The following is a 25,109-nucleotide window of genomic DNA, read 5'->3' as shown; positions in this document are numbered from 1 at the left end:
CGTACTTTAGTGGTTTCCTGAAACCGGTTTCAGTCATTCCAATAAAAATAGAAGGTCGATGACCGTGAACAGTTTCTCTGCCGCCCAGCGCAGCCGCGTGACCATGCTCGACGTCGCCCAGCGCGCCGGCGTGTCCAAAGCCAGCGTGTCGCGCTTCATCGGCGACGATCGCGCCCTGCTCTCCGATGCCATCGCCCTGCGCATCGAGCACGCCATCGCCGAACTCGGCTACCGCCCCAACCAGATGGCCCGTGGCTTGAAACGCGGGCGCACGCGCCTGATCGGTATGCTGGTGGCCGATATCCGCAACCCCTATTCCATCGCCGTGATGCACGGTGTCGAAACTGCCTGCCGCCAGCACGGCTACAGCCTGGTGGTGTGCAACACCGACCGCGATGACGAGCAGGAACGCCAGCACCTGGCGGCGCTACGCTCGTACAACATCGAAGGGCTGATCGTGAACACCCTCGGCCACCACCTCGAACAACTGCTGGAACTGCAACGGGAAATGCCCCTGGTGCTGGTGGACCGCAAGGTCGCACCGTTGCGCAGCGACCTGGTGGGTTTGGATAACCCGGCCGCGGTACGCATGGCGCTGGAACACCTTGAGCAACAGGGCTACCGCGAGATAGTGCTGGTCAGCGAGGCCACCGATGGCACCAGTTCGCGCCTGGAGCGCCTTGACAGTTTCACCGCCGAGATTGCCCGCCGCCCGGCGTTGAGCGGCACGGTGCTGGAACTGGACGGCGCGCTGGAAAAGCGCCTGCGCGCCTTTCTGGCCAAGCCCGGCGCCAAAGCCGTGTTCTGCGCCAACGGCATCGCCGCCCTCGCTTGCACCCGCGCGCTCAAGGCGCTGGAGTGCGACCTGTTCGCGGACGTCGGCCTGATCGCCCTGGATGACCTGGACTGGTACCCGCTGGTGGGCACCGGCATCACCGCCCTCGCCCAACCGACGCAGGCGATTGGCGCGAGTGCCTTCGACTGCCTGCTCAAGCGCCTGCGCGGCGATACGGCGCCGGCCCGCACCCTGGATTTCCTGCCCGAACTGATCGTTCGCGGTTCCACCCAACCCACCTCGTAGCCGCTGTCGAGCCCTCGCGGGCGTCAATTCAATAGGTTGCGCAGAAAAATGAAACCGGTTTCAGAGGTACACAATCATGCATGAATACCCCGTCTCCATCAGCCTTTCCAGCTACGGCGCCGACCTCGTCCGCCAGCAGGGCCAATTGAGTTTTGTCGCCCTGCTGGCGGCGGCCGGTGCCCGGCGCATCGAGTGGCGCGAAGAGCTGCTGACCATTGAACAACCGGCACAACTGGCCCGGGCGGCGGCCGAACAAGGCCTGGAGTGCGTGTTCTCTTCGCCGCTGGAACTGTGGGTCGCCGGCCGCGCCCAGCCGAATGCCGAGCTCGCCGCCACCCTTGATCGCGCCCAGGCCTTTGGTGCGCGCTGGCTGAAAGTCTCCCTCGGCTACTTCACCGACACCAACGACCTGCACAGCCTGCACGCCCTGCTCAACCGCCACCCGGTCAAGTTGCTGGTGGAAAACGACCAGACCCTGCATGGCGGTCGCATCGAACCGCTGCAACGTTTCTTCAGCGAAGTCGAGCGCCTTGGCCTGCCGGTGAAGATGACGTTCGATATCGGTAACTGGCACTGGCAGGACCAGTCCGCGCTCACCGCCGCGCGCCTGCTCGGCCGGCATGTCGACTACCTGCACTGCAAGGCCGTGGCGCGTCGCGCGGACGGCAAGCTGGTGGCACTGCCGCCCGGCGCCACCGACCTGCATCTGTGGGAACAACTGCTGGGCCACATGACTCAAGGTATTACCCGGGCGGTGGAATTCCCGCTGCAAGGCGACGACCTGGTCGAAGTCACCGCCCAGCAGGTCGCCACCCTCGCCCTGCTTGGCCAACCCCGTGCGGAGTACGCCCATGTCTGAGATCGATATCCTGTCGTTCGGCGAAACCATGGCGATGTTTGTCGCCGAACAGAGCGGCGACCTGGCCCAGGTGGGCCACTTCCACAAACGCATCGCCGGGGCCGACAGCAATGTCGCCATCGGCCTGTCGCGCCTGGGCTTCAACGTCGCCTGGCTGAGCCGGGTGGGCAACGACTCCCTGGGCCGCTTTGTGCTCGACACGCTCAAGCAACAAGGCCTGGATTGCCGGCACGTGGCGGTCGACCCGCTGCACCCCACCGGTTTTCAGCTCAAGTCCCGCGAAGAAGCCGGCGATGATCCCCAGGTCGAGTACTTCCGCAAGGGCTCGGCGGCCAGTCACTTATCCATCGCAGCCATCAGCCCGGCGCTGCTGCAGGCGCGCCACCTGCACGCCACCGGCATCCCGCCGGCCTTGTCCAAGGCCACCGGCGAGTTGTCCCGCGAGCTGATGACGCAAATGCGCAAGGCCGGGCGCAGCGTGTCGTTCGACCCGAACCTGCGCCCGGCGCTGTGGCCCAGCCAGCAGCAGATGATCCGCGAGATCAACGCCCTCGCAGGCTTGGCCGATTGGGTCTTGCCGGGCTTGAGCGAAGGTCGCCTGCTTACCGGTTTCGACGACCCGGCGGACATCGCCGCGTTTTACCTGGACCAGGGCGCCGAAGCCGTGGCCATCAAGCTCGGCCCGGACGGCGCGTATTACCGCACCCAACTGGACCAAGGCTTTGTCGCCGCCGTGAGCGTGGACAAAGTGGTCGACACCGTCGGCGCCGGTGATGGCTTTGCCGTCGGCATGATCAGCGCCCTGCTGGAAAACCTCAGCTTCCCCGAGGCGGTACACCGCGGCAACTGGATCGGCAGCCGTGCCGTGCAGAGCCGCGGCGATATGGAAGGCTTACCCACACGCACGGAGCTGCCGACCCGATCCGTTGCTTGACCCACTCCCTGTTGCCACAACTACAACAAGCTCAGGAGCAACCCCATGGATACCTTGAAACTCGCCACCCGCCGTTGGTGGTACATCATGCCCATCGTCTTTATCACCTACAGCCTGGCGTACCTGGACCGCGCCAACTACGGTTTCGCCGCCGCCAGCGGCATGGCTGAAGACCTGATGATCACACCCGGCATGTCGTCCCTGCTCGGCGCACTGTTCTTCCTCGGTTACTTTTTCTTCCAGGTGCCGGGCGCGATCTACGCGCAAAAGCGCAGCGTGAAGAAGTTGATTTTCGTCAGCCTGATCCTCTGGGGCGGCCTGGCCACCCTGACCGGCGTGGTGTCCAACGCCTACATGCTGGTCGCCATTCGCTTCATGCTCGGCGTGGTCGAAGCGGCGGTGATGCCGGCGATGCTGGTGTACCTGTGCCACTGGTTCACCCGTGCCGAACGCTCGCGGGCCAATACGTTCCTGATCCTCGGCAACCCGGTGACCATGCTGTGGATGTCGGTGGTGTCCGGCTACCTGGTGCAGCATTTCAGCTGGCGTTGGATGTTCATCGTCGAAGGCCTGCCGGCGGTGCTGTGGGCATTTATCTGGTGGCGCCTGGCCGATGAGCGGCCCAAGGATGCCCAGTGGTTGAGCGACAGCGAAAAGCACCAGCTGGAAACCGCCCTCGCCGCCGAACAGGTGGGGATCAAAGCGGTGAAGAACTACGCCGAAGCGTTTCGCTCGCCCAAGGTGATCATCCTTGCGCTGCAGTTCTTCTGCTGGAGCATCGGCGTGTACGGCTTTGTGCTGTGGCTGCCGTCGATCCTCAAGGCCGGTTTGCAGATGGACATGGTCGAGGCCGGCTGGTTGTCGGCGCTGCCGTACCTGGCGGCGGTGATCGGCATGCTGGCGGTGTCGTGGGGTTCGGACAAGCTGCAAAAACGTAAGCGGTTTGTGTGGCCGCCGTTGTTGATCGCCTCTATCGCTTTCTATGCGTCCTACGTGCTCGGCGCCGAACATTTCTGGTGGTCCTACACCCTGCTGGTGATTGCCGGCGCGTGCATGTACGCGCCCTATGGACCGTTTTTCGCGATTGTCCCGGAGATCCTGCCGGCCAACGTCGCCGGCGGCGCCATGGCGTTGATCAACAGCATGGGCGCGCTCGGTTCGTTCGGCGGTTCGTACCTGGTGGGTTACCTCAATAGCAGCACCGGTTCCCCCGGCGCCTCTTACCTGTTGATGAGCGGCGCGTTGATGGTCTCGGTGGTGCTGACGATGTTCCTCAAGCCCGGCGCCAGCGACCGCGAGCGCGCGCCGTTGCAGTCCCTCGAATTAAAGGTGAAGACCTGATGAAAAAGTCTGTCGTTCTGTACAAAAAACTCTCCGCGCCGCTGATGGCCCGGCTGCATGAGCACGCCGAGGTCACGCTGATCGACGCGCTCGACCCGCCCGGCCTGGCCAAACTGCGCGACGCCCTCCCCGGCGCCCATGGGTTGCTGGGCGCGAGCCTGCGCCTGGACGCCGCGTTGCTGGACCTGGCACCGCAACTGGAGGCGGTGGCCAGCGTGTCCGTCGGCGTCGACAACTACGACATCGAGTACCTGACCCGGCGCGGCATCCTGCTCAGCAACACGCCCGATGTGCTGACCGAAACCACCGCCGACACCGGTTTCGCGCTGATCCTCGCCACCGCACGCCGGGTGGTCGAACTGGCCGATATGGTGCGTGCCGGCCAGTGGCACAAGAACATCGGCCCGGCGCATTTCGGCAGCGACGTGCATGGCAAGACCCTGGGCATCATCGGCATGGGCCGCATTGGTGAAGCGCTGGCCCAGCGCGGGCATTTCGGCTTCGGCATGCCGGTGCTCTACCACAGTCACTCGCCCAAGCCACAGGTGGAAGAACGGTTCGGCGCGCAGTACCGTCGCCTGAACGACTTGCTGCAACAAGCAGACTTCGTCTGCCTGACACTGCCGCTCACCGCCGAAACCGAGCGGTTGATCGGCGCGCAAGAATTCGCCCTGATGGGCCCGGAGACGATCTTTATCAATATCTCCCGCGGCAAGGTGGTGGATGAAGCCGCGCTGGTCGAGGCCTTGCAGCAGCGCACGATTCGCGCGGCGGGGCTGGATGTGTTCGAGCGCGAGCCGCTGCCCCACGACTCGCCGTTGCTGCGCTTGAACAATGTGGTGGCCACGCCGCATATCGGCTCGGCGACCCATGAGACGCGGGAAGCGATGGCCGAGTGCGCGGTGGATAATCTGCTCGCGGCGCTCGCCGGTCAGAAGCCGAAAAACCTGGTGAATCCAGGCGCCTGGATGCAATAGCTTCTGACACAACACAGAGCAAATGTGGGAGGGAGCTTGCTCCCGATGGCGCTGGATCAGTCAGTAGATGAGTTGACTGACCCATTGCTATCGGGGGCAAGCCCCCTCCCACATTGGGATTGCATTGCAAAGTGGCTCAGATAACGAACCTGGCCACCATCGCATTCAAATCCACCGCCAGGCGCGACAGCTCATGGCTGGCCGCGCTGGTCTGGTTGGCGCCCGCCGCCGACTGGGTCGCCAGGTCGCGGATGTTGACCAGGTTGCGGTCTACTTCACGGGACACCTGGGCCTGTTCTTCCGAGGCGCTGGCGATCACCAGGTTGCGCTCGTTGATCAGGCTGATCGACTGGGTGATCTGCTCCAATGCCACGCCGGCCGCGCGGGCCATTTCCAGGGTGTTATGGGTGCGCTGGTTGCTCTGTTGCATGGATTGCACGGCTTCACCGGTGCCGTTCTGGATACCGGCGACCATTTTCTCGATTTCCTGGGTCGACTGCGCGGTGCGATGGGCCAGGGCCCGCACCTCGTCGGCCACCACCGCGAAGCCGCGCCCGGCTTCACCGGCGCGGGCGGCTTCGATCGCCGCGTTGAGCGCCAGCAGGTTGGTCTGCTCGGCAATCGCCCGGATCACGTCGAGGACCTTACCGATGTCGCGCCCCTGAGTGGCCAGACCTTCGATCAGCAACGAGGTGTTTTGCACATCCTGGGTCATGGTCTGGATCGCGCCGACGGTCTCAACCACCCGGTCGCGGCCTTCCCGTGCCGCCTGGTTGGACTGCGTGGAGGCTTCGGAGGTGGACACGGCGTTCCGCGCCACCTCTTCCACGGCAGCGGTCATCTCATTGACGGCCGTGGCGGCCTGGTCGATTTCGTTGTTTTGTTGCTGCAAGCCTTTGGAGGCTTCTTCGGTGACGGCGCTCAACTCTTCCGCCGCCGAGGCCAATTGCGTGGCCGAACCGGCGATGTGCTGGATGGTCTGGCGCAAGTTGGTTTGCATGGCCGACAACGCACTGATCAAACGCGCCGGTTCATCCTTGCCATCGTCTTCAATGACTTTGCTCAAGTCGCCGCCGGCAATGGTTTGCGCCACTTCCACGGCTTTGCGCAGCGGCGTGACGATGCTGCGGGTCAGCAACCAAGCCAACAGTACCGTGAGCAAGGCGGCGGCCACGGCCACCACGACGATCCCGCTGATAGCGCTGTCATAGCTGCGTCCGGCCTGCTCGTTGGCCTGCTTGGCGCCAGCGGAGTTGAGGGCGATCAGCTTGTTCAACTGCTCGCCCATCTGATCGGTGCCGTTCTTGATCCGGGTATTGATCAAGTCGCGCATCTCATCGACCTTGTTTTGCTGGGACAGGGCCAGCATCTCGGCCTGGGCCGTCAGGTAGTTGTCCAAGGTGCCGACAAACGTCTTGTACAGGGCCGCTTCCTCAGGCACGGAAGGTAACGCTGAGTAACCGGCCTGGGCGGTTCTTACCTTGTCGATCAGTGCGGCGATGCGCGTTTGCGCCTCTTGCAACGCGGCCGGTTCACGGTTGACCAGCACGCGAAACGACAAGATACGCATGCGCAACACGTTTTCCGTGAGGCTGCCCAAGTAGGCCACGCTGGGCAGTTGGTTGCTGCTCATATCCACCGACGCCTGACGGATCAGCGTCATGCGGTTGACTGCAAACACTCCCAATACAACCACCAACAACGCAATGAATGCGAAACCGAGAGACGCTCGAGGGGCAATATTCAGATGACGAAGAGACATAGAGGTATTCTCAAGAAGGAGTGTCTGCGCGCATCCCTGCAGCGGATTGATCAGCTGGCGTCAACACGCTGCTCTGACCTTGGTCACCACTTGTTGTCATTGTTGGGTGGGCCTATAAAAGATATCGGCAGGCCCAGCGGTTTTCGCAGGGCCTCCATAAATATTTTTTTACACTTCTGACGATCTCCGGTTTCTGGCATCCTGCGCCTCCATTTTCTGTCCAGAGCCCGCATTTTGTCTGACGCTCAAGCCCCGCGCCCGCGCTATAAATCCGACCTGATCTATGGCCTGGAAGACCGTCCGCACTTCTCTGCCGCAATGTTTGCCGCCTTGCAGCATGTGTTGGCGAGCTTTGTCGGCATCATCACCCCTACGCTGATCGTCGGCGGCGTGCTGGGCCTGGAAAGCGAGGTGCCGTACCTGGTGAGCATGGCCTTGTTCGTGTCGGGGCTCGGCACTTTTGTGCAGGCGCGCACGTTCGGCCCGATCGGTTCGGGGTTGTTGTGCCTGCAGGGCACCAGTTTTTCGTTTATCAGCGTGATTCTCAGTGCCGGGTTCATGGTCAAGGCCCGGGGTGGCGGCACCGATGAGATTCTCTCGACGATCTTCGGCATCTGTTTTTTCGCGGCGTTTATCGAAGTCGTGCTCAGCCAGTTCATCGGCAAGTTGCGCAAGCTGATCACCCCGGTGGTGACCGGCACCATCATCACCCTGATGGGCCTGTCGCTGATCAAGGTGGCGGTCACCGACATGGCCGGTGGCTTCGGCGCGGACAACCTCGGCGCCGCGAGCAATATGGGGCTGGCCGCGCTGGTGCTGCTCACCATCGTGGTACTCAACCGCTTCAACAACCCGTTCCTGCGCCTGGGTTCGATCGTGATCGGCCTGACCCTGGGCTTCATCGTGGCCTGGTGGCTGGGCCGTGTGGATATGGCGGCCTTGCCCCAGGTGCCGTTGATCAGCGTGCCGGTGCCGTTCAAGTACGGCTTCTCGTTCGACTGGGTGGCGTTTATCCCGGTGGCGGTGATCTTCCTGATTTCGCCTCTGGAGGCCGCCGGTGATCTGACGGCCAACTCGATGATTTCCCAACAGCCGGTCAAGGGGCCGCTGTACATCAAGCGCATCAAGTCCGGTCTGCTGGCGGACGGCCTCAACTCGGCGATGGCCGCGACCTTCAACAGCCTGCCGATGGTGACGTTCGCCCAGAACAACGGCGTGATCCAACTCACCGGCGTAGCCAGCCGTTATGTGGCGTACTTCATTGCCGGCCTGCTGGTGCTGCTGGGGCTGTTCCCGATGATCGGCGCGGTGCTGCAACTGATGCCCAAGCCGGTATTGGGCGGCGCGACGCTGATCATGTTCGGCACCGTCGCCGTGGCGGGGATCAAGATCCTCGCCGAAGCCGGCCTGCACCGCCGCAATATGCTGATCGTGGCGATCTCCCTGGGCATGGGCCTGGGTGTCGCCGCCGTGCCGGAAGTGTTGCGCGACCTGCCCAAGGCGCTGCACAACATCTTCGAATCGCCGATCACCGTAGGCGCGTTCTGTGCAATCCTGCTGAACATTTTCCTGCCGGAAGAGTTCTTAGAACTGGAAGAAGATGAATTTGATCCGGAGTCCTCAACCCTCAAAGTGATGCAAGACCCGGACGTCACGCACTAGGAGCACCTTCGTATGCGTAAGCTCATGGTTCTATCGATACTGCTGCTGACCTTGAGCGCTTGCGCCCTGTTCCCCAATCGCGACCCGGTCACTATCAACGTGGTGGGCATCGAGCCGCTGCAAAGCCAGGACCTGGAAGTGCGCTTCGCCGTGAAGCTGCGGGTGCAGAACCCCAATGAAACGGCAATCGACTACAACGGCGTGGCCCTGGACCTGGAGGTCAATGGCCGGCCGCTGGCGTCGGGGGTGAGTGATCAGCGCGGAAGCATCCCACGCTTTTCCGAGACGGTTCTGATGGTGCCGGTCAGCGTTTCAGCGTTTTCCGTGTTGCGGCAAACCCTCGGCCTGAGCCAGACCCAGAGTTTGAACAACCTGCCCTACGTATTGCGCGGCAAATTGGCCGGTGGGCTGTTCGGCACCATGCGGTTTGTCGATCGTGGAACACTGGACCTGCCGAATACCGCCACTTGGTAACCCCCCATGCAACCGACCTTGGTCACCCAACGCCTGATTCTGCGCCCGCTGACGCTCGACGATGCCGAGGGCATCCAGCAACAGTTCCCCCATTGGGAAGTGGTGCGTTATCTCAATACCCTGGTGCCGTGGCCCTACCCGGCTGACGGCGCGCGTCACTACCTGGAACACATCGCGTTGCCCGCCATGGCCCGGGGCGAGGAATGGCATTGGGCGATCCGCCTGCAAAGCGCGCCGACGAAGGTGAGTTTGTCGAGGGCATTTTTCCACGGGACATCTGGGAAATGACCCGTGAAGAGTGGCTGGATCGCCGCTCTTTCAAGCGATAGATATCAACCGGTGGGAGTAGGCTGACTCCCACCGGTTTTACCGCGCTCAGTCCGTGATGTAGCGCACGCCCGGCTTGGCCCGCTCATCGACCACCAGCTCGAAAACATCCGGCCGGGCGTAATGCCCCACCACGTCATAGTCATACCGTGCACGCACCAGATCGTCGGTATTGATCTGCGCGCTCAAGAGCCCGGCCTCACCCAGCAGCGGCCCAGCCAGGATGTCGCCCATAGGGCCGACAATCACACTGCCGCCTGCAATCAACGGACGATCTGAAGGCCAGTTGGCAACCTCAACGCCCAGCGCCGCGGGCGATGCCTGCACCTGGCACGCACTGACCACAAAACAGCGGCTCTCGTGGGCAATGTGGCGCATGCTCACCTGCCACATCTCGCGCTCATCCACCGTGGGCGCACACCACACCTGCACGCCCTTGGCGTACATCGCCGTTCGCAGCAGGGGCATCATGTTTTCCCAGCACACCGCGCCGCCGATGCGCCCGACCGCCGCGTCGATCACCGGCAGTGTGGACCCATCGCCCTTGCCCCAGATCAGCCGCTCGGTGCCGGTGGGCATCAGCTTGCGGTGCTTGGCCACCAGGCCGTGCGCCGGCTCGAAGTACAGCATGGTGCAATACAAGGTGCTGGCGCTGCGCTCGATCACGCCCAGGACCAGGCTGGCACCGGTGCGCGCCGACAAACCGGCCAACGCTTCGGTTTCGGCGCCGGGCACGTCGATGGCGTTGGCAAAATATCGCGCAAAGGCTTCGCGACCTTCAGGCAAGCGATAACCGAGTTGCGTGCCGAAGCCTTCGCCTTTGGGATAACCGCCCAGCAGCGCCTCGGGCATCACCACCAATTGCGCGCCACTGCGCAGGATCGGCTCTTCATAGGCCAGGATTTGCGCCAGGGTGTCGGCCTTGCCGCCGGGCAAGGAACCGATTTGCAAGGCGGCCACAATAGAAACAGGCATCAGGATCACTCCGAACAATGAGGGGTTGCCCATTCTCCAGCCAGCCCGGATCATGAATAAAGCCCACCTCAGTGCTGAATGATATGAGCCAGATAAATATCACCCAAGTCGACCTCAACCTGCTGAAAACCTTCGAAGCCCTGCACGACGAATCCAGCGCCAGCCGCGCAGCGTTGCGCCTGGGCGTCACCCAATCGGCGATCAGCGCGGGCCTGCGGCGTTTGCGCGAGGTGTATGGCGACCAACTGTTCGTGCGAACCGGCCGTGGCCTGGCGCCGACCTTGCGGGCCAACCAGTTGAAGCCGGTGATCAGTGACGCGTTGGACCGCTGCCGACAGAGCCTGGCGATGACCCACCCGGATACCCAGCAGTATCAGGGACGCTCCGTGGTGCTGGGTTTATCCGACGACTTCGAGATTGCCTACGGCCGCCGCCTGATGGCGGAAATTGCCCAGCGGTTGCCGAAATTGCGTGTGATTTTCCGTCAGACCCACAGCCAGATCGTCGCCGCCGCCCTGCTCGACCGCAGCCTCGACCTGGCGATTACCGCCGGCGGCTTTGCCGAACGCCGCCTAAGCCGGCAGGTGCTGGGAGAAGGTGATTACCGCTGCCTGGTCGACCCGCACAGTCTGGCGCCAGGCCAGCAATGCATCGACCTGCACGCGTTCGTTAGCCGCGAGCATGTGCTGGTGTCATCCGGCGGGTTTATCGGGATCACCGATGAAGGGCTGGCGGCACAAGGGCTGAGCCGCCAGGTGTGTGCCTCCACCAGCCACTTCGCCGCGTTGCCGTTTCTGCTCAAGGGCAGCCAGGCGGTGGCGACCATTCCCGGGCACGCCGCCGAAGCCATCGCTGGTATGACTGGCTTGCAGGTTCTGCCGTGCCCGCTGGCGCTGCCGCGCTACCCGGTGGAACTGGGCTGGCGCACTCAGGCTCAGCTTGATCCGATGTTGCTGAAAGTGCGCGAGGCGATTGTCGCCAGCTTTACTTCGCCGCCGCCATCAGCTTGTTGACTTCGCTGCGCACCATGTTGGAGAACTCCGGCGGCGACATGCCGTCGAGTTCCGCGCGAACCCATTCGGCCCACTTGCCCTTGCGTTTGGCGCGCTCGCCGAACAGGCGCGCGGCTTCGCCCTTGGCCTTGCCCAGGTTGCTTTGCCACAGGTCGTAGAGACGGGACTTTTCATCTTCCAGCTCGGCGCGTTCGGCGAGGGTCTTGTTGGCGAGATTGAAGCTCATGTTGAATTTCCTGCTGCACAAATAGGTGACATCTTACACTGTAGGTCTAAGTTTCCTGATTCGGATTTCGCATACCCACGCCGGCCGGCAAAAAACTGCAACTTTTGCCGCCGCCCGACACTCCATTGTTCACTGTCACATTTACCTGCAAGGAGTCACACAATGGCCCGTAAATCTGCCGCCCAAGTCGTCGAAGATCAAATCAAGGATCAAGCGTTCAGCGAACTGACTGCACTGATCGAAGAGTCGGACAAACTGCTCAAAAACAGTGCTTCCCTGGTCGGCGAAGAAGGTGAAACGCTGCGCGAGCAGGTCGCTATCAAGCTCAAGCAAGCGCTCGATTCGGTGTCCAATGTGCGCGAGCGCAGCAAGCCGGTGGTGGATGCCACCGAAACCTACATCGGCGGTCACCCGTGGCAGACCGTGGCGATCTCGGCAGGCTTTGGCCTGGTGGTCGGCCTGCTGCTCGGTCGTCGCAACTAATACTGTAGGCCTTGCGTAGCCACTGCCGAACCCTGGCGAGGTAGCGGCTACGCGGGTTATCAGACGGCCCACTCACGTAGTTGATTCAACGCCTGCGCGTCCACTTCAATGCCTGCCGCCAACGACTTCGCCCGCGTGCGATGACGTCGATCCCCCGGCAACCGCCGCAACCCCACCGCGTGCATCTGCCGCACCAGTTCCTGGCTGCGCTCGGCGAAGTTTTGCCCGGCGGTTTTGCTCGGGTCGATCAGGATCAACAACTGGCCGGTCCACGGCGTGCGGGCGCCAGGGTGATCGGCCCAGTTGAACTCAAACGAGAAGTTGCCGCCGGTCAGGGCCGCGGCCAGCAACTCGACCATCATCGACAGCGCCGAGCCCTTGTGCCCGCCGAACGGCAACAACGCACCGCCTTCGAGGATGGCCTTGGGGTCCTGGGTCGGCTGGCCCAGGCTGTCGACGCCCATGCCCGGCGGCAGGCGCTCGCCGTTGCGCGCAGCAATCTGCACGTCACCATGGGCGATGGCGCTGGTGGCCAGGTCGAACACAATCGGCGCGCCGTCCGCCCGTGGCGCGGCAAACGCGATCGGGTTGGTACCGAACAGCGGGCGATCGGCGCCATGGGGCACCACGCAGGTCATGCTGTTGACCACGCTCAGCGCCACCAGGCCTTGCTCGGCGAAGGGTTCGACATCCGGCCACAGCGCGGCGAAGTGATGGGAGTTGTGTATCGCCAGCAACGCGATACCGGCGCTGCGGGCCTTGTCCACCAGCAACGCACGGGCCGCCGCCAACGCCGGTTGGGCGAAGCCATTCGCGGCGTCGACCCGCACGAAGCCGGAAGCGACATCCGTGACCACCGGCGTGGCCTTGCCATCGACCCAGCCGCTCTCCAGCGTGCTGATATATCCGGGCATCCGAAAGATGCCATGGCTGTGGGCGCCGTCGCGCTCGGCGCTGGCGCAATTGTGCGCGAGGATCTGCGCCACTTGCGGCGACGTGCCGTGCTTCACAAACACCGCGTGCAGCAACCCCACCAGGTCGTTGAAACCGATGAACGCTGAAGAATCGTCAACTCTCGGGGACTGGGCAGACATCTGTAGCTCCGATTTTGTAATTGGAAGAGACAACAAGAATCCAGACCGACGATTAAACAACGCCTCCCGTGCCTGCTGTCAACGGGCGCTTGAGTTATCTACTGCCTGACGCGCTTCGCCGTCCATTACGGTGTGTCGCGACTCCGTCACCAGCCTGTTTGGGCGTGCCCCAACGAGAATAAAAGTTCAATTGATGCGCAATTGCCATGAAGGCTGTTCTCGCCCTCGGTCTCGGGAGGTTAGAATGTGGGAAATCAGGATGAATTAATGACCGAAAAGTCTGCTTTAGAAGCCGAATATGACGCCATCACCGACGCCGCCGCGCATTGGTGCATGCGCTTGCATGCAAGTGATTGCACGGCGGACGAACGACAGGCCTTTCAACAATGGCACGATGCTCATCCGCTGCATGCCTTCGAATACGCGGCGATGCTGGAAATCTGGGACGTGGCCGATCACTTGCCACGCCATGCGCCGCTCGTAGCGCCGTTCAGACCGCGTCGCCGGCTGCGCGATTACGCGGTGGCTGCCGCAGTGTGCTTGGCCGCGCTGCCCCTGGCGGCGTTCACCGGCTGGGAAGCGGGCTGGTTGCCGACTGCCTATGAACGGTTCGAGGCCAGCAATGGCCTGCGCCAGGTCACCCTGGCCGATGGCAGCCAGGTTGAGCTCAACCTGGGCACCGAACTGGTCTACGCCGATTACAAGGACCAGCGCCGGGTCACACTGAGCAAGGGCGAGGCGTTTTTCAAGGTCAGCCATGACAGCACCCATCCGTTTGTCGTCAAGGCCGGTGAAGGACAGGTGCACGTGACCGGCACCCAATTCAACGTGTGGAAATACGAAAATCAGGTGCGGGTGATGCTGCTCGAAGGCTCGGTGCAGATTTCCAGCGACCCGGCACACGGCAGCGTGCCGCTGACTCCAGGCATGCAAGCCAGCTATCAACCAGGCGATGCCACCCCGCGCGTGCGCCCGATCAACCCCAACGACAGCGCCCTCGCCTGGCGCCAGGGCAAATTGGTCCTGGACAACCTGGCCCTGGCCGACGCGTTACCGTTGATCAACCGCTACCTGAACAAACCCGTGATGCTGGCCGATATCGGCACCGGAACAATCCGCATCGGCGGCATCTATAACATCAGCGAGGTCAACAACCTCGTCCCCTCCCTGCCCAAGGTTTTGCCGGTCTACCTGACCCAGAACCAGGATGGCAATCCCGTCCTCAACTCCATCCCACGTAAAGCGCCCAAGGGCTGAGACTTCTGCCTGTCCCTGCGGGCCTGATTGCGCCCGCAGTGTCCATTTTTGAAACACCTCCCTGCCCTGAACGGCCCGACCGGCGCGAACTCCCGGTTTTGTTACACGAAGTGTTACAGCGCTGATACAGGCTCCCGAACTCACCGCCTGCGCGCCAGGCGTATCGGAAATTGCCGGCCGGCGTCGGCCGGCTGTATCAACGCTGAAACAGTATGGCCATCACTTAGCCTGCTAAGCTTCATAACTATTTGATTAACAATAATAAATTGAAAGCGGCACGCCTTCTGCTCTATCCCTTACAGCGCTGTTTAGGGTCAGCGCGGTGAATAAGGAATACTGCCGTGGACACGCATAATCCAGGCTCATTGAGCCTCCTGCTGATCAGCTGTGTACTGAGTACCGGCGTGAGCCTTCCAGTGCTCGCGGCAGGCGATGGTGTGATCGTGATTCAACGCCAGGTCCAACCTTATGCAATAGGTCGGACACGCGGCACCGATCCAAACCCCAGCACAGTCAACGCCAACCAGTCCGCAGTTATCTCTCGCGCCGCCAACAGCGAACTCAGCGACAACGACTTCTCCAGTGTGAGCAGTGGCGTCAGCATCACTCGCAACATCATGCCCAATGGCGACCTGGCCGGCTTGACCAACACCAATAGCATCGGCCTGGGCGCTGGCAGCGCAGCCGGCCATGGCGGCAGCGGTATCGCCGGTACGGTCAACGGCGCGGTATCCCGCGGCCTGGCCCCGGTGAGCAATATCGGCGGCATGATCGGGGGGGCAATGAAATGAAGGCTTCCTGGATGCTCCTCGCGGTACTGGGCTGCACGGCGGCAATGGCCGACAGCAGCAACAACGCGACGATTGATAACTCTGCCAAGCAATACAACGGCGTCGTGACGCTCAACCAGGCCGCAGGCGACCAGCAACAACTGAGCAACAACGTCGCGATCGCGGTGGGCCACAACGCCCAGGCTAACATCGCCATCACGCAAAAAATCAGCGGCGCTGCCGCAGACCGCGCCATGGATGCCAAAGCGGCGATCCACGGCACCTCCTTCAGCAATGGCAACGGTGTACTGAGTGTCAACCAGTCGGCCGGGGCCCAGAACCAGATGATCAATGCCGTGCGAATCAGCATCAACGCTGGCCCGCAGAGCATCGACGACAGTGTCATGTCGCAACAGAACGTTGCACTTGCAACAGACTCAGGGTTGAACCCTATCACTGGCAGCCGCCAGGTCGTTACCAGCGACCAGGCCTTCACCGGCAGCCGTGGAGTGGTACAGGTCAACCAGAGCGCCGGGGTGGGGAACCGAGTGGCTAACACCCTGAATGTCCGACTCAACTGATGGAGCTGAGTCGCCAGCTACACCGCACCAACACTTAACCAACTAAATAGAAGCAAGGAGATACACCATGAAACCTACAATGGCTCTTAAACCACTGGCTTTCGCTCTCGCTGCTCTCATGGCTGTTGCTGCTCAAGCGGGTGAGACTTATCATCATCCACAGCCTGCGCCTACCACGCTGGCCGTGACCGCCAACGACGGCCAAAGCAACCACGGTAACGTCGTGCTCAACGACAAAACCAAAAACAACGCTTCGGTCAACGACTCGCTGAATAACTACAGCGGTGTGGTCGGCAACAACACCCTGAGCGGTGACAACAACCAAGGTAAAAACGACGTTGCGATCGGCTCCGGCGATGCAGACTTCGTGTTTGCAACCGTCAACTCCGCTCAATCCAACAGCGGCAACCTGGTGATCAACGGCGGCACCAAAAACAACGCCTCCGTCAACGACAGCGGCAACTACGGTTCGGGCATCATTCAATCCACAGTGGCCTCGGGCACTTCGAACCAAGGTAGCAACAGCACTGCAATCGCCTCGGGCAATGGCAACGCTGGCGGCGCAACCGTCAATGCCGTACAGGACGTGTCGGGCAACCTGAGCGTCAACCTCAGCAGCGGCCACGGCTGGAGCACCAAGCCTGTTACCAACAACGCGAGCGTGAACAGCTCGTTCAACCACGCTTCCGGCATCGTGGGCTCCAACACCCTGTCTGGCAGCAACAACCAAGCTCAGAACAACGTAGCAGTCACTCGCTTCTGATCCAGATCGGGCCTTGGCAACAAGGCCCTTTTTATTTCCAGTGTCCAACAGGTCATACGATCATGCGCCTCGTCGCCTTCTGCCTGCTGTTAGCACTCACCGGCCCAACCTGGGCAGGGCAAATGGCCGTGGTCATGCCCGGCGGTGGGTTGATCTACAAAAAGGTCGAGAGCATCCGTGAGCGCAAGTTCGCCAACCTGGTGGAACAGAAAACCGATTTCAGCTGCGGGGCCGCCGCACTGGCGACCATCCTGCGCCAAGCCTATTGGATGGACGTGGATGAAGATCACGTCATCAAGGGCATGCTGGCCAACGCCGACCAGGATCTGGTGCGTACCCAGGGCTTCTCCATGCTCGACATGAAGCGCTACCTGGAAAGCATCCACATGCGCGCCAGGGGCTACCGGATCACTCCGGAAGTGCTGATCACGGTCAAAGTGCCGGTCGTCGTGCTGCTTGATATTCGCGGCTACAAGCACTTCGTGGTGTTGCAGCGCGCCGACAAAGACTGGGTGTATATCGGCGATCCCGTGCTGGGTCACAAGCGTTATGCCAAGGACGATTTCATCAAGGGCTGGAACGGCATCGTCTTCGCCGTACTGGGTGACGGCTACGACAAGGCCAACGCCTTGCTCGACCCACCCACGCCACTGACTGCCAAGAACAAGCTGAACGAGTTCAGCCCGGTGCGCGACAGCGAATTGATGGACTTCGGTTTTATCCAGAGCGACTTCTTCTAGATAGAAGCGCAATAAGGGGTAGGAAGCTCCAGGAGCAAACGATGAATACTCTCCGTTGGCTGACAGTCATGTGCCTGGCAGCCTCAGCACCTGTTTATGCTTCATCGGCGTTCAAGCCGATTGAACTCAAGGATTCGGAAATGGCCGAGTTGCGCGGCCGCTATGTGATGCCGGGGCGGATTGTCAGCTTTGGCATTGTGATGAGCAGTACCTGGACCAACGCCGCCGGTGCCACCGTGACCGGCACTGCCAACATGCAAGTCAACTCCACCACCATTACGCCGCAATTTTACGTGCAGATTACCGGCAGCGATGGCAACGGCACGACCCAGCAGCCTACCGGCACCGGCACCGTCGTCGGTGGCTCCGGCCTCGGCACCGGCCAGGGCGTGGTTCAAAGCGTCCGCACAGCGGGTGATGGCAACACAGCCACCAACGGCGTTGACATCAACGTCACCAAAGACGGCTTGACTCCGGCCAACTATGTCCAGTCAGGCCAGGCGTTACTGGCCGGCCAGCCGATTACCGGCAGCACTGCCGCTGGCCAGGTCACGGTGAGCGCCAAGAACGGCGGCCTGCAGATGGCGCTGCTGGCCAGCAACAATCAAGGCAACGTCGTGCAGCAAATTGGCGGCGGCAACGTCCTGCAAGGCACGGTCATCCAAGGGAACAGCAACTTCGTGAACAATCTGACCCAACTCAATGTGGTGCTGGGAAACAGTGGTCTGAACAATATCACGCAAAATCTTAACCTAGATCAACTCAAAGGCCTTCGCCCTTCCGGTTATTGAACTACGCTGAGCCACGACACTTACGCATTAGGAATGGGACGGCTTATTTCATGCATCGATCGTTATCGTTACGTGCCGTGATTTGTTTGAGTACGCTCCTGCCGGCGTCCGCGCTATATGCCGCACCGGACACCGATATTGAAACCTTGAAACAGGAACTTCTGGAGCTCAAGCAACGTTATGAAGTGCAGCAAAAAGCACTGGCAGTATTGGAGCAACGCGTTCGACAGGTAGAAGACCAACCCGCAACACCCGCCCCTAGACGCTTGGTCAAGTCGCCTGCCGACTTGAGAAAAGGCGGCACCACCGTGGCAGGCAACACGCCTGGGGTGGGCGCGGCGGCAGCATCGGGCGGCGCCGGCGGTGGCAGTTCCTATGGGCAAAGCCTGAAGGATGACTCGGCGCCGGCACAAAGCGTGAGCAACTTGTACAACGAGGCCAGTGGCTTCTTCGGCAATGGCAAGTTCAGCTTTGAAACCGGCGTCACCTATGCGCGCTATGACGCACGCCAGTTATCCCTTAACGGCTTTCTGGCGCTGGATTCGATCTTCCTCGGCAATATCAACCTGGACCGGATCAAGTCCGACAGCTGGACCGTGGACCTGACCGGGCGCTACAACCTGGACAACCGTTGGCAGTTCGACGTGAACGTGCCAGTGGTGTATCGCGAGTCGACCTACCAGTCCGGCGGTGCGGGCGGCAGCGCCAACACCACCTCGGAAGGCTCGGTTACCCGCGACCCGACCATCGGCGACGTGAACTTCGGCATTGCGTATAAATTCCTCGACGAGAGCGCCAGCCTGCCGGATGCAGTGGTGTCGTTACGGGTCAAGGCCCCTACCGGCAAAGATCCTTATGGCATCAAGCTGATCGAATCGCCGACCAACACCAACCTCGCCGTGCCGGAAACCCTGCCGACCGGTAACGGCGTGTGGTCGGTGACGCCAGGTATCTCCCTGGTCAAGACCTTCGACCCGGCGGTGCTGTTCGGCTCGCTGTCCTACACCCATAACTTCGAAGATTCGTTCAGCGACATCAGCCCCAACGTCAACCAGAAAATCCCCGGCAAGGTCAGTCTGGGCGACAGCTTCCAGTTAGGGGTCGGTGTCGCCTTCGCCCTCAACGAGAAAATGAGTATGTCGTTCTCGGTGTCCGACCTCGTGCAACGCAAGAGCAAGGTCAAGCAAAGCGGCGGGGATTGGCAATCGGTGGTCTCCAGCGATGCCAACGCCGGTTACTTCAACGTGGGCATGACCATCGCGGCGTCGGATAACCTGACGATCGTGCCGAACCTGGCCATTGGCATGACGGATGATGCGCCGGACTTCACCTTCAGCCTGAAATTCCCGTACTACTTCTAAACCGCGCACAGGGAAAAGCCCCGCAACGATAAGGGTCGTTGCGGGGCTTTTCGGTTTACCCGCCCTAGCGGATCTGGTGTTTGTGCAACAACCGGTAGAACGTCGGCCGGGAAATCCCCAGCACACGGGCCGCGACACTCAGGTTGTCGCTGTGCCGGTTGAGCACATCGCACAGCGCCTGGCGTTCGGCGCGGTGTTTATAGTCTTCCAGTGTAGCCATCGGCGACGAAATTGCCTGCTGACTCTGCAAACCCAGATCAACGGCTTCGATTTGCCGCCCTTCGGCCAGCACCAGGCCTCGGCGCACGCGGTTGGCCAGCTCACGCACATTGCCCGGCCAAGGGTGGTGCCCCATGGCCACCAGGGCGTCTTCGCTGAAGCTGCGGGGGCGGCGCCCGGTTTCCTGGCTGTAGAAGCGCGCAAAGTGGTTGGCCAGCATGGCGACGTCACCGTGGCGCTCGCGCAACGGCGCCGTGACCACTTGCAGCACATTCAAACGGTAATACAAGTCTTCACGAAACGTACCCTTCGCCACGGCCGCTTCCAGGTCGACGTGGGTCGCCGCCAGCACTCGCACATCCACCGGGATCGGCTGGCTGCCGCCGACGCGTTCGATCTGTTTCTCCTGCAGGAATCGCAGCAGGTTGGCCTGCAGCTCCATCGGCAAATCGCCGATCTCATCAAGAAACAACGTGCCGCCATTGGCCGCTTCAATCCGCCCGACCTTACGCTGGTGGGCGCCGGTAAACGCGCCCTTTTCGTGGCCAAACAGTTCGGATTGGATCAGGTGTTCCGGGATCGCGCCGCAGTTGATCGCGACAAACGGCTTGGCATGGCGCTGGGATTGGCGGTGCAGGGTTTTGGCCACCAGCTCTTTGCCGGTGCCGCTGTCGCCGCGGATCAGGACCGGGGACTCGGTGGGCGCCAATTTGGACAATAACTTGCGCAGCTCGCGGATCGGTCGGCTGTCGCCCAGCAGTTCATGTTCGGGCTCGTCCACCGCGGTGTAGCCCTTGCCCCGCAGCCGTGCCATGCCAAAGGCGCGGCCGAGGGTGACCTGCACCCTGGACACATCGAACGGCAAGGTATGGAAGTCAAAAAACCATTCGCAGACAAAATCGCCGACGTTCTGCAAGCGCAACACTTCTTGGGTGAGCACCGCGATCCACTCGGTGCCGCTGCGGCTGATCAGTTCCTTGACGGCTTCGGGCCGCTCCAGGTGATACGGCTGCAAGCGCAGCAAGCCGACATCGCAGGATCGCTCACCCACGGCCGTCAACGTACAACTGTCCACCTCCCACCCCGCCGCACGCAAACCCGGTAACAACTCATAGCAGTCATCACAGGGGTCGACCACGAGCAAGCGGCGCTGCACAGGTGTAACAATCATGACTATTCCTTGGCGCCAGAATTGCTAAAGTTATTTATAAACAAAGGTTTGTGACGCCCGGGAGTTACAGTATCAAAATCTTGACAGTTGCCTTGTATCGTTTTGCTATATGTCTTGGCAAAAAGCCACTCGACCGTCACATCCCAGCAAAAAAGTTGTACCTGCCGAATCGCGTATTCAGCTTTCAAAACAGCCGCTTACATGACGCCAATCACGGAAAGTTGAAAATTGTTGCTCTAACATGTGACCCGTACCCCGCCATCGCGCATCAGTACAAGTAACTCGCCGCACGGTCAGCCCAGCCGACGGCACTCACTTGATTGGGCATTTAGAGAGAAGACCCACATGAACGCCCCGCTCCGCATCAACGAAGCTCTTTTGATCGCAGACCGTGCTTTCCAACCCTTCCAGTGCGTGGCCTGGCACGATGGCAACGGTGCCCTCAGCCTGAGCGTCATCGACCGCACCAATACCCGCATCGGCACTAAACAACTGTCGTCGAGCGCGTATACCGACCCGGCACAACTGGAAGATTTGTTGTTGCAGGCGCGCGCCGAGCTCGATAAAGATGGCTACCAGTTGCAGTCCTGGGCCATGCCGAAGTAATCCGAAACTGCAACTTGCGAGCACTGTGTTGTAAAGGACAGGGCTCGCAAGTTCAGTATTAAACGCCGATGGTCTAACTTGGCGTATCGAACACTTTGTGTGGCACCTTGAGAATAAACCGCTCGATCGCTTGTGCCGCACCGTCTTCGAGATTGCTGCCGGTGACCACATCGGCCTGGCGCTTGACGGGCTCTTCAGCCTGGCCCATGGCAATCGACAATCCGGCCACATGAAACATTGCCGGGTCGTTGCCACCATCGCCGATCACTGCGGTCTGTGCCAACGGCACTCCGAGGTGCGCGGCCAAGGCTTTCAAGGCCTCGCCTTTGTTGGCTTTCATGGCGGTCACATCCAGGTAGATCGGTTGCGAACGCGAGACCTGGGCCAAGCCCTGCACCTTGGGCTGCAATTGAGCTTCCAGCTCCATCAATAATTGCGTGTTGCGACTGGCGGCGACGATCTTGTCGACCCGATCCAGGTACGGTTCAAAACTCTCCACCACCAGCGGCCCATAACCCAAGCCCGCGGTTTCAACCGCCACCATGGGCCCAGGCGGATCGCGCCGCAGCCATTCACCATCGGCAAACAGCCAGACTTCCACGTCCGGCTCGCCGGAAAACAGCGCCAATGCCACCAGCGCCGCCTCCGCCGGCAGTCGGTGCGCGACCAGCACGCTGCCGTCAGGGTTGACCAGTGTGCCGCCATTGAAACCCGCCACCGGCACGTCGATGCCAAACGCTTCGACCATGTGCATCATGGCCTTGGGCGGACGCCCGCTGGCCAGGCTGAATAACACGCCGGCTTCACGCAAGGCGCGAACCGTTGAAAGGGTGCGTTGGGTCGGGGTGTGATCCGGGCGCAACAAAGTGCCGTCCATATCACTCAACACAAACCGGATGGGATGCTTCGCAGTATCACTCATCCGAGCGAGTGCCAGGCACGGCCATCGCGGGCCAGCAACGCATCGGCCGCCGCCGGACCATCTTCACCGGCCTTGTAGGCCTGGATCCCGTCGTCTTCCTTCCACGCATCGAGAAACGGCTGCACCGCACGCCAGCCGTTTTCGATGTTGTCGGCGCGCTGGAACAGGGTCTGGTCGCCGGTCATGCAGTCGTAGATCAAGGTTTCGTAACCCGTCGACGGCTGCATTTCGAAGAAGTCTTCGTAGGCAAACCCCAACTCAATGTTGGCCATGTCCAAGGTCGGCCCAGGCCTTTTCGCCAGCAGGTCGAACCACATGCCTTCGTTGGGCTGGATCTGGATCTTGAGGAACGTGGGCCGCAGCTCATTCACTTCGGTGTCGCGGAACTGCGCATAAGGCGCCGGCTTGAAGCAGATCACGATCTCGGTATCGCGAATGCTCATGCGTTTGCCGGTGCGCAGGTAGAACGGCACACCCACCCAGCGCCAGTTGTCGATCATCACTTTCAGGGCGACAAACGTTTCGGTGCTGCTGTCGGGCGCGACGTTGGCTTCGTCGCGATAACCGGGAACCGGCTTGCCACCAATCTCTCCGGCGCTGTACTGGCCACGCACCGAATTGGCCCGCGCATCCTCTGCGGACCAAGGGCGCACGGCACCGATCACCTTGGCCTTTTCACCCCTCACAGCGTCGGCGCCAAACGCCGCCGGCGGTTCCATGGCGACCATTGCCAGCAGCTGGAACAGGTGATTGGGCACCATGTCACGCAGGGTGCCGGTTTTTTCGAAGAAATTGCCTCGGGTTTCCACGCCGACGGTTTCGGCGGCGGTGATCTGTACGTGGTCGATGTAATGGTTGTTCCAGAACGCCTCGAACAGCACGTTGGAGAAACGGCTGATCAGGATGTTCTGTACCGTTTCTTTGCCCAGGTAATGGTCGATGCGATAGATCTGCTTCTCGCTCATCACCTTGAGCAAACAGGCGTTCAAGGCTTCGGCGGTGGCCAGGTCGGAACCGAACGGCTTTTCGATCACCACGCGGCGGAAGTGATCGTCGCTCTCCGTCAACAAACCGGCACTGCCCAGGCGCTGCACCACGTCACTGAAGAAGCGCGGCGCGGTGGCCAGGTAGAACACCGCATTGCCGGTGCCGCTGTCGGCGATTTTTTCGGCGATGTCCGCGTAGGTGCTGTCGTCGAGGAAATCACCCTCGACGTAGCTGATACCTTTGGCCAACTGCGCCCACAGCTGTGGGTCCAGTGCGTTGTCAGCATTGCCCTTGACCTTGCTCGCGGCTTCGGTGCGAATGAAGTCCTCGAGTTTCTTGGCAAAGTCGGCATCGCTGATGGCGTTGTGATCAACGCCGACAATGCGCAGGCCCTCGCCCAGCAGCCCGTCACGACTCAGGTTGTACAGCGCCGGCATAAGCAGGCGCTTGACCAGGTCGCCGTGGGCACCAAACAGAAACAGCGTGGTGGGAGGAGCGGGTTCGGCCTTGGGTTTCTTGCCGTTGGCGGTCATTTTTTGGACGTCTCCACGTGACCACCGAAGCCAAAGCGCATGGCAGACAACATCTTGTCACCGTAGGTGCTCTGCTGGCGCGAGCGGAAACGCGCAAACAACGACGTGGACAGCACCGGCACCGGCACGGCTTGTTCCATGGCGGCTTCGATGGTCCAACGGCCTTCGCCGCTGTCGGCAACCGAGCCGGAGTAGCCCTCGAGTTTCGGGTCGGTGGCCAGGGCGTCGGCGGTCAGGTCCAGCAGCCAGGACGACACCACGCTGCCACGACGCCAGACTTCGGCGATATCGGCAACATTCAGGTCGAAACGTTGGTCTTCTGCGAGGTTTTCCGAGTTTTTGGTCTTGAGGATGTCAAAGCCTTCGGCAAACGCCTGCATCATCCCGTACTCGATACCGTTGTGAATCATCTTCACGAAGTGCCCCGAACCTGCAGGGCCGGCATGAATGTAACCGTGCTCGGCGCGGGGGTCTGCGGCGGCCGAGCGGTCCTTGGTACGCGGGATGGAACCCAGGCCCGGCGCCAGGCTGGCGAAGATCGGATCAAGGCGCTGCACGGTCGCGGCGTCGCCGCCGATCATCATGCAGTAGCCACGCTCCAGGCCCCAGACGCCGCCCGAGGTGCCGACGTCGACGTAGTGCAGGCCTTTTTCCGACAGGGCCTTGGCACGACGCACGTCGTCCTTGTAGTTGGTGTTGCCGCCGTCGATGATCACGTCACCGTGGTCCAGCAGGTCGCTCAGTTCATTGATGGTGTTTTCGGTGGGGTCGCCTGCCGGCAACATCACCCACACAGCGCGGGGCTTCTGCAGCCCGGCGACCAGCGCCTTCAAATCGGCAACGCCGGTGGCGCCCTCTTCGCTCAGGCCTTTGACAAATGCTTCGTTACGGTCGTAAACAACGGTGGTATGCCCATTGAGCATCAGGCGCCGCGCAATGTTACCGCCCATGCGGCCTAGTCCAATAATCCCCAGTTGCATGTGCTGATGCTCCTAACTACTAAAAAATGTGTGACATAGTTTATAGCGCAATGAGGCTAATGAGGGTTAGTTCAGAGCGGATCGGTATAGTTTCATGAGAAAAAGTAGCCAGCATTTCACCATTACCGTCGCAAAAGTCACACGACCGCCAAAAATAAAAAAGTTCCCTTGATACATAAAAGAATCCAGAATTGCTTCCGACTGATGCCCAGAACCTCCA

The 25,109-nt window shown here is 61.3% G+C and carries 25 protein-coding genes and 1 pseudogene; 18 read left to right on the top strand and 8 right to left on the bottom strand.

Annotated features, from left to right (window positions below):
• The first annotated feature begins 64 nt into the window (after nt 1–64).
• The 5 genes from LQ249_RS13525 to LQ249_RS13505 all read left to right on the top strand — a co-directional run bounded on the left by LQ249_RS13525 (nt 65) and on the right by LQ249_RS13505 (nt 5,192).
• A complete protein-coding gene (locus LQ249_RS13525; protein ID WP_108526620.1) occupies nt 65–1,081 on the top strand; it encodes a LacI family DNA-binding transcriptional regulator in 1,017 nt (338 codons plus the stop codon).
• Between the two features lie 76 nt (nt 1,082–1,157).
• Nucleotides 1,158–1,940, top strand: coding sequence for a sugar phosphate isomerase/epimerase family protein (locus tag LQ249_RS13520; protein ID WP_057005239.1), 783 nt, complete (start codon nt 1,158–1,160; stop codon nt 1,938–1,940).
• Nucleotides 1,933–2,874: a sugar kinase gene (locus tag LQ249_RS13515; protein ID WP_046383172.1), complete on the top strand. Its 942-nt coding sequence runs from the start codon at nt 1,933–1,935 to the stop codon at nt 2,872–2,874. Before LQ249_RS13520 ends, LQ249_RS13515 begins: the two co-directional genes overlap by 8 nt.
• Before the next feature lie 45 nt (nt 2,875–2,919).
• Nucleotides 2,920–4,215 carry an MFS transporter gene (locus tag LQ249_RS13510; protein ID WP_169865691.1) on the top strand — a complete coding sequence of 432 codons (1,296 nt, stop codon included), beginning with the start codon at nt 2,920–2,922 and terminating at the stop codon, nt 4,213–4,215.
• Entirely contained in the window at nt 4,215–5,192 is a 978-nt protein-coding gene (locus LQ249_RS13505; RefSeq protein WP_046383170.1) for an NAD(P)-dependent oxidoreductase, read from the top strand. Before LQ249_RS13510 ends, LQ249_RS13505 begins: the two co-directional genes overlap by 1 nt.
• A gap of 136 nt (nt 5,193–5,328) precedes the next feature.
• Here LQ249_RS13505 and LQ249_RS13500 read toward each other — a convergent pair whose 3' ends face one another.
• Nucleotides 5,329–6,954: a methyl-accepting chemotaxis protein gene (locus LQ249_RS13500; protein WP_232566540.1), complete on the bottom strand. Its 1,626-nt coding sequence runs from the start codon at nt 6,952–6,954 to the stop codon at nt 5,329–5,331.
• 234 nt (nt 6,955–7,188) lie between these two features.
• Here LQ249_RS13500 and LQ249_RS13495 point away from each other — a divergent pair, with 234 nt between their 5' ends.
• The 3 genes and pseudogenes from LQ249_RS13495 to LQ249_RS13485 all read left to right on the top strand — a co-directional run.
• The gene (locus LQ249_RS13495; RefSeq protein WP_046383168.1) at nt 7,189–8,616 is read left to right on the top strand and encodes a nucleobase:cation symporter-2 family protein; all 1,428 of its coding nucleotides are present in this window, start codon (nt 7,189–7,191) and stop codon (nt 8,614–8,616) included.
• A 12-nt stretch (nt 8,617–8,628) separates the two neighbouring features.
• Nucleotides 8,629–9,090, top strand: coding sequence for an LEA type 2 family protein (locus LQ249_RS13490; protein WP_017848402.1), 462 nt, complete (start codon nt 8,629–8,631; stop codon nt 9,088–9,090).
• Nucleotides 9,091–9,096: 6 nt separating this feature from the next.
• Nucleotides 9,097–9,327: pseudogene (locus tag LQ249_RS13485) on the top strand (GNAT family N-acetyltransferase); the annotation flags it as partial.
• Nucleotides 9,328–9,465: 138 nt separating this feature from the next.
• On the opposite strand, the gene LQ249_RS13480 reads toward LQ249_RS13485, so the two are convergent.
• The gene (locus LQ249_RS13480) at nt 9,466–10,392 is read right to left on the bottom strand and encodes a carbon-nitrogen hydrolase family protein (RefSeq protein ID WP_026140204.1); all 927 of its coding nucleotides are present in this window, start codon (nt 10,390–10,392) and stop codon (nt 9,466–9,468) included.
• 83 nt (nt 10,393–10,475) lie between these two features.
• Here LQ249_RS13480 and LQ249_RS13475 point away from each other — a divergent pair, with 83 nt between their 5' ends.
• Nucleotides 10,476–11,405: a LysR family transcriptional regulator gene (locus LQ249_RS13475; RefSeq protein ID WP_169882012.1), complete on the top strand. Its 930-nt coding sequence runs from the start codon at nt 10,476–10,478 to the stop codon at nt 11,403–11,405.
• On the opposite strand, the gene LQ249_RS13470 is transcribed toward LQ249_RS13475, so the two are convergent.
• The gene (locus LQ249_RS13470; RefSeq protein ID WP_017848398.1) at nt 11,377–11,631 is read right to left on the bottom strand and encodes a hypothetical protein; all 255 of its coding nucleotides are present in this window, start codon (nt 11,629–11,631) and stop codon (nt 11,377–11,379) included. The genes LQ249_RS13475 and LQ249_RS13470 overlap by 29 nt on opposite strands.
• Before the next feature lie 162 nt (nt 11,632–11,793).
• On the opposite strand from LQ249_RS13470, the gene LQ249_RS13465 reads away from it, so the two are divergent.
• On the top strand, nt 11,794–12,114 hold the full coding sequence (locus LQ249_RS13465; protein ID WP_017848397.1) for a DUF883 family protein: 321 nt from the start codon (nt 11,794–11,796) through the stop codon (nt 12,112–12,114).
• A 59-nt stretch (nt 12,115–12,173) separates the two neighbouring features.
• On the opposite strand, the gene LQ249_RS13460 is transcribed toward LQ249_RS13465, so the two are convergent.
• Nucleotides 12,174–13,208 carry an Ldh family oxidoreductase gene (locus LQ249_RS13460; RefSeq protein ID WP_057005237.1) on the bottom strand — a complete coding sequence of 345 codons (1,035 nt, stop codon included), beginning with the start codon at nt 13,206–13,208 and terminating at the stop codon, nt 12,174–12,176.
• A 267-nt stretch (nt 13,209–13,475) separates the two neighbouring features.
• On the opposite strand from LQ249_RS13460, the gene LQ249_RS13455 reads away from it, so the two are divergent.
• From LQ249_RS13455 to LQ249_RS13425, 7 genes are all read left to right on the top strand, one after another.
• Nucleotides 13,476–14,465 carry a FecR family protein gene (locus LQ249_RS13455; protein ID WP_232566539.1) on the top strand — a complete coding sequence of 330 codons (990 nt, stop codon included), beginning with the start codon at nt 13,476–13,478 and terminating at the stop codon, nt 14,463–14,465.
• A gap of 341 nt (nt 14,466–14,806) precedes the next feature.
• The gene (locus LQ249_RS13450) at nt 14,807–15,256 is read left to right on the top strand and encodes a hypothetical protein (RefSeq protein WP_169865693.1); all 450 of its coding nucleotides are present in this window, start codon (nt 14,807–14,809) and stop codon (nt 15,254–15,256) included.
• The gene (locus LQ249_RS13445) at nt 15,253–15,816 is read left to right on the top strand and encodes a hypothetical protein (protein WP_057005235.1); all 564 of its coding nucleotides are present in this window, start codon (nt 15,253–15,255) and stop codon (nt 15,814–15,816) included. The genes LQ249_RS13450 and LQ249_RS13445 overlap by 4 nt, the downstream gene beginning before the upstream one ends.
• 67 nt (nt 15,817–15,883) lie before the next feature.
• Nucleotides 15,884–16,579 carry a hypothetical protein gene (locus LQ249_RS13440; protein WP_057005234.1) on the top strand — a complete coding sequence of 232 codons (696 nt, stop codon included), beginning with the start codon at nt 15,884–15,886 and terminating at the stop codon, nt 16,577–16,579.
• Nucleotides 16,580–16,641: 62 nt separating this feature from the next.
• On the top strand, nt 16,642–17,319 hold the full coding sequence (locus LQ249_RS13435; protein ID WP_057005233.1) for a C39 family peptidase: 678 nt from the start codon (nt 16,642–16,644) through the stop codon (nt 17,317–17,319).
• A 41-nt stretch (nt 17,320–17,360) separates the two neighbouring features.
• The gene (locus LQ249_RS13430; RefSeq protein WP_057005232.1) at nt 17,361–18,110 is read left to right on the top strand and encodes a hypothetical protein; all 750 of its coding nucleotides are present in this window, start codon (nt 17,361–17,363) and stop codon (nt 18,108–18,110) included.
• A gap of 50 nt (nt 18,111–18,160) precedes the next feature.
• On the top strand, nt 18,161–19,471 hold the full coding sequence (locus LQ249_RS13425; RefSeq protein WP_057005231.1) for a hypothetical protein: 1,311 nt from the start codon (nt 18,161–18,163) through the stop codon (nt 19,469–19,471).
• Between the two features lie 64 nt (nt 19,472–19,535).
• On the opposite strand, the gene LQ249_RS13420 is transcribed toward LQ249_RS13425, so the two are convergent.
• Nucleotides 19,536–20,861, bottom strand: a complete 1,326-nt coding sequence (locus tag LQ249_RS13420; protein ID WP_232566538.1) for a sigma-54 dependent transcriptional regulator — start codon at nt 20,859–20,861, stop codon at nt 19,536–19,538.
• 345 nt (nt 20,862–21,206) lie between these two features.
• On the opposite strand from LQ249_RS13420, the gene LQ249_RS13415 reads away from it, so the two are divergent.
• Nucleotides 21,207–21,467, top strand: coding sequence for a hypothetical protein (locus LQ249_RS13415; RefSeq protein WP_017848387.1), 261 nt, complete (start codon nt 21,207–21,209; stop codon nt 21,465–21,467).
• A gap of 73 nt (nt 21,468–21,540) precedes the next feature.
• On the opposite strand, the gene LQ249_RS13410 is transcribed toward LQ249_RS13415, so the two are convergent.
• Genes LQ249_RS13410 through gnd form a run of 3 tightly spaced genes read right to left on the bottom strand, consistent with a single transcriptional unit; the run spans nt 21,541 to nt 24,889 of the window.
• Nucleotides 21,541–22,389 carry a Cof-type HAD-IIB family hydrolase gene (locus LQ249_RS13410; protein ID WP_057005230.1) on the bottom strand — a complete coding sequence of 283 codons (849 nt, stop codon included), beginning with the start codon at nt 22,387–22,389 and terminating at the stop codon, nt 21,541–21,543.
• Nucleotides 22,386–23,909 (bottom strand): glucose-6-phosphate dehydrogenase, encoded by a 1,524-nt coding sequence (gene zwf, locus LQ249_RS13405; protein ID WP_046483711.1) that lies wholly within the window; start codon nt 23,907–23,909, stop codon nt 22,386–22,388. The genes LQ249_RS13410 and zwf overlap by 4 nt, the downstream gene beginning before the upstream one ends.
• Complete coding sequence (gene gnd, locus LQ249_RS13400; protein WP_017848384.1) at nt 23,906–24,889, bottom strand: phosphogluconate dehydrogenase (NAD(+)-dependent, decarboxylating); 984 nt, start codon at nt 24,887–24,889, stop codon at nt 23,906–23,908. Before gnd ends, zwf begins: the two co-directional genes overlap by 4 nt.
• Between the last annotated feature and the right edge of the window lie 220 nt (nt 24,890–25,109).

This window comes from Pseudomonas sp. 7-41, from assembly GCF_021233075.1.
Classification (GTDB): domain Bacteria; phylum Pseudomonadota; class Gammaproteobacteria; order Pseudomonadales; family Pseudomonadaceae; genus Aquipseudomonas; species Aquipseudomonas veronii.
This window is presented reverse-complemented; position numbering and strand designations above follow the sequence as displayed.

Excerpts from the sequence above, each read along its gene's own strand:
- LQ249_RS13435 (WP_057005233.1), top strand. The coding sequence starts at position 16,642 with ATGCGCCTCGTCGCCTTCTGCCTGCTGTTAGCACTCACCGGCCCAACC.
- LQ249_RS13410 (WP_057005230.1), bottom strand. The coding sequence starts at position 22,389 with ATGAGTGATACTGCGAAGCATCCCATCCGGTTTGTGTTGAGTGATATG.
- LQ249_RS13520 (WP_057005239.1), top strand. The coding sequence starts at position 1,158 with ATGCATGAATACCCCGTCTCCATCAGCCTTTCCAGCTACGGCGCCGAC.
- LQ249_RS13500 (WP_232566540.1), bottom strand. The coding sequence starts at position 6,954 with ATGTCTCTTCGTCATCTGAATATTGCCCCTCGAGCGTCTCTCGGTTTC.
- LQ249_RS13455 (WP_232566539.1), top strand. The coding sequence starts at position 13,476 with ATGACCGAAAAGTCTGCTTTAGAAGCCGAATATGACGCCATCACCGAC.
- LQ249_RS13425 (WP_057005231.1), top strand. The coding sequence starts at position 18,161 with ATGCATCGATCGTTATCGTTACGTGCCGTGATTTGTTTGAGTACGCTC.
- LQ249_RS13510 (WP_169865691.1), top strand. The coding sequence starts at position 2,920 with ATGGATACCTTGAAACTCGCCACCCGCCGTTGGTGGTACATCATGCCC.
- LQ249_RS13420 (WP_232566538.1), bottom strand. The coding sequence starts at position 20,861 with ATGATTGTTACACCTGTGCAGCGCCGCTTGCTCGTGGTCGACCCCTGT.
- LQ249_RS13430 (WP_057005232.1), top strand. The coding sequence starts at position 17,361 with ATGAATACTCTCCGTTGGCTGACAGTCATGTGCCTGGCAGCCTCAGCA.
- LQ249_RS13440 (WP_057005234.1), top strand. The coding sequence starts at position 15,884 with ATGAAACCTACAATGGCTCTTAAACCACTGGCTTTCGCTCTCGCTGCT.
- LQ249_RS13475 (WP_169882012.1), top strand. The coding sequence starts at position 10,476 with ATGAGCCAGATAAATATCACCCAAGTCGACCTCAACCTGCTGAAAACC.
- gnd (WP_017848384.1), bottom strand. The coding sequence starts at position 24,889 with ATGCAACTGGGGATTATTGGACTAGGCCGCATGGGCGGTAACATTGCG.
- LQ249_RS13465 (WP_017848397.1), top strand. The coding sequence starts at position 11,794 with ATGGCCCGTAAATCTGCCGCCCAAGTCGTCGAAGATCAAATCAAGGAT.
- LQ249_RS13460 (WP_057005237.1), bottom strand. The coding sequence starts at position 13,208 with ATGTCTGCCCAGTCCCCGAGAGTTGACGATTCTTCAGCGTTCATCGGT.
- zwf (WP_046483711.1), bottom strand. The coding sequence starts at position 23,909 with ATGACCGCCAACGGCAAGAAACCCAAGGCCGAACCCGCTCCTCCCACC.
- LQ249_RS13445 (WP_057005235.1), top strand. The coding sequence starts at position 15,253 with ATGAAGGCTTCCTGGATGCTCCTCGCGGTACTGGGCTGCACGGCGGCA.
- LQ249_RS13515 (WP_046383172.1), top strand. The coding sequence starts at position 1,933 with ATGTCTGAGATCGATATCCTGTCGTTCGGCGAAACCATGGCGATGTTT.
- LQ249_RS13480 (WP_026140204.1), bottom strand. The coding sequence starts at position 10,392 with ATGCCTGTTTCTATTGTGGCCGCCTTGCAAATCGGTTCCTTGCCCGGC.
- LQ249_RS13490 (WP_017848402.1), top strand. The coding sequence starts at position 8,629 with ATGCGTAAGCTCATGGTTCTATCGATACTGCTGCTGACCTTGAGCGCT.
- LQ249_RS13415 (WP_017848387.1), top strand. The coding sequence starts at position 21,207 with ATGAACGCCCCGCTCCGCATCAACGAAGCTCTTTTGATCGCAGACCGT.
- LQ249_RS13505 (WP_046383170.1), top strand. The coding sequence starts at position 4,215 with ATGAAAAAGTCTGTCGTTCTGTACAAAAAACTCTCCGCGCCGCTGATG.
- LQ249_RS13470 (WP_017848398.1), bottom strand. The coding sequence starts at position 11,631 with ATGAGCTTCAATCTCGCCAACAAGACCCTCGCCGAACGCGCCGAGCTG.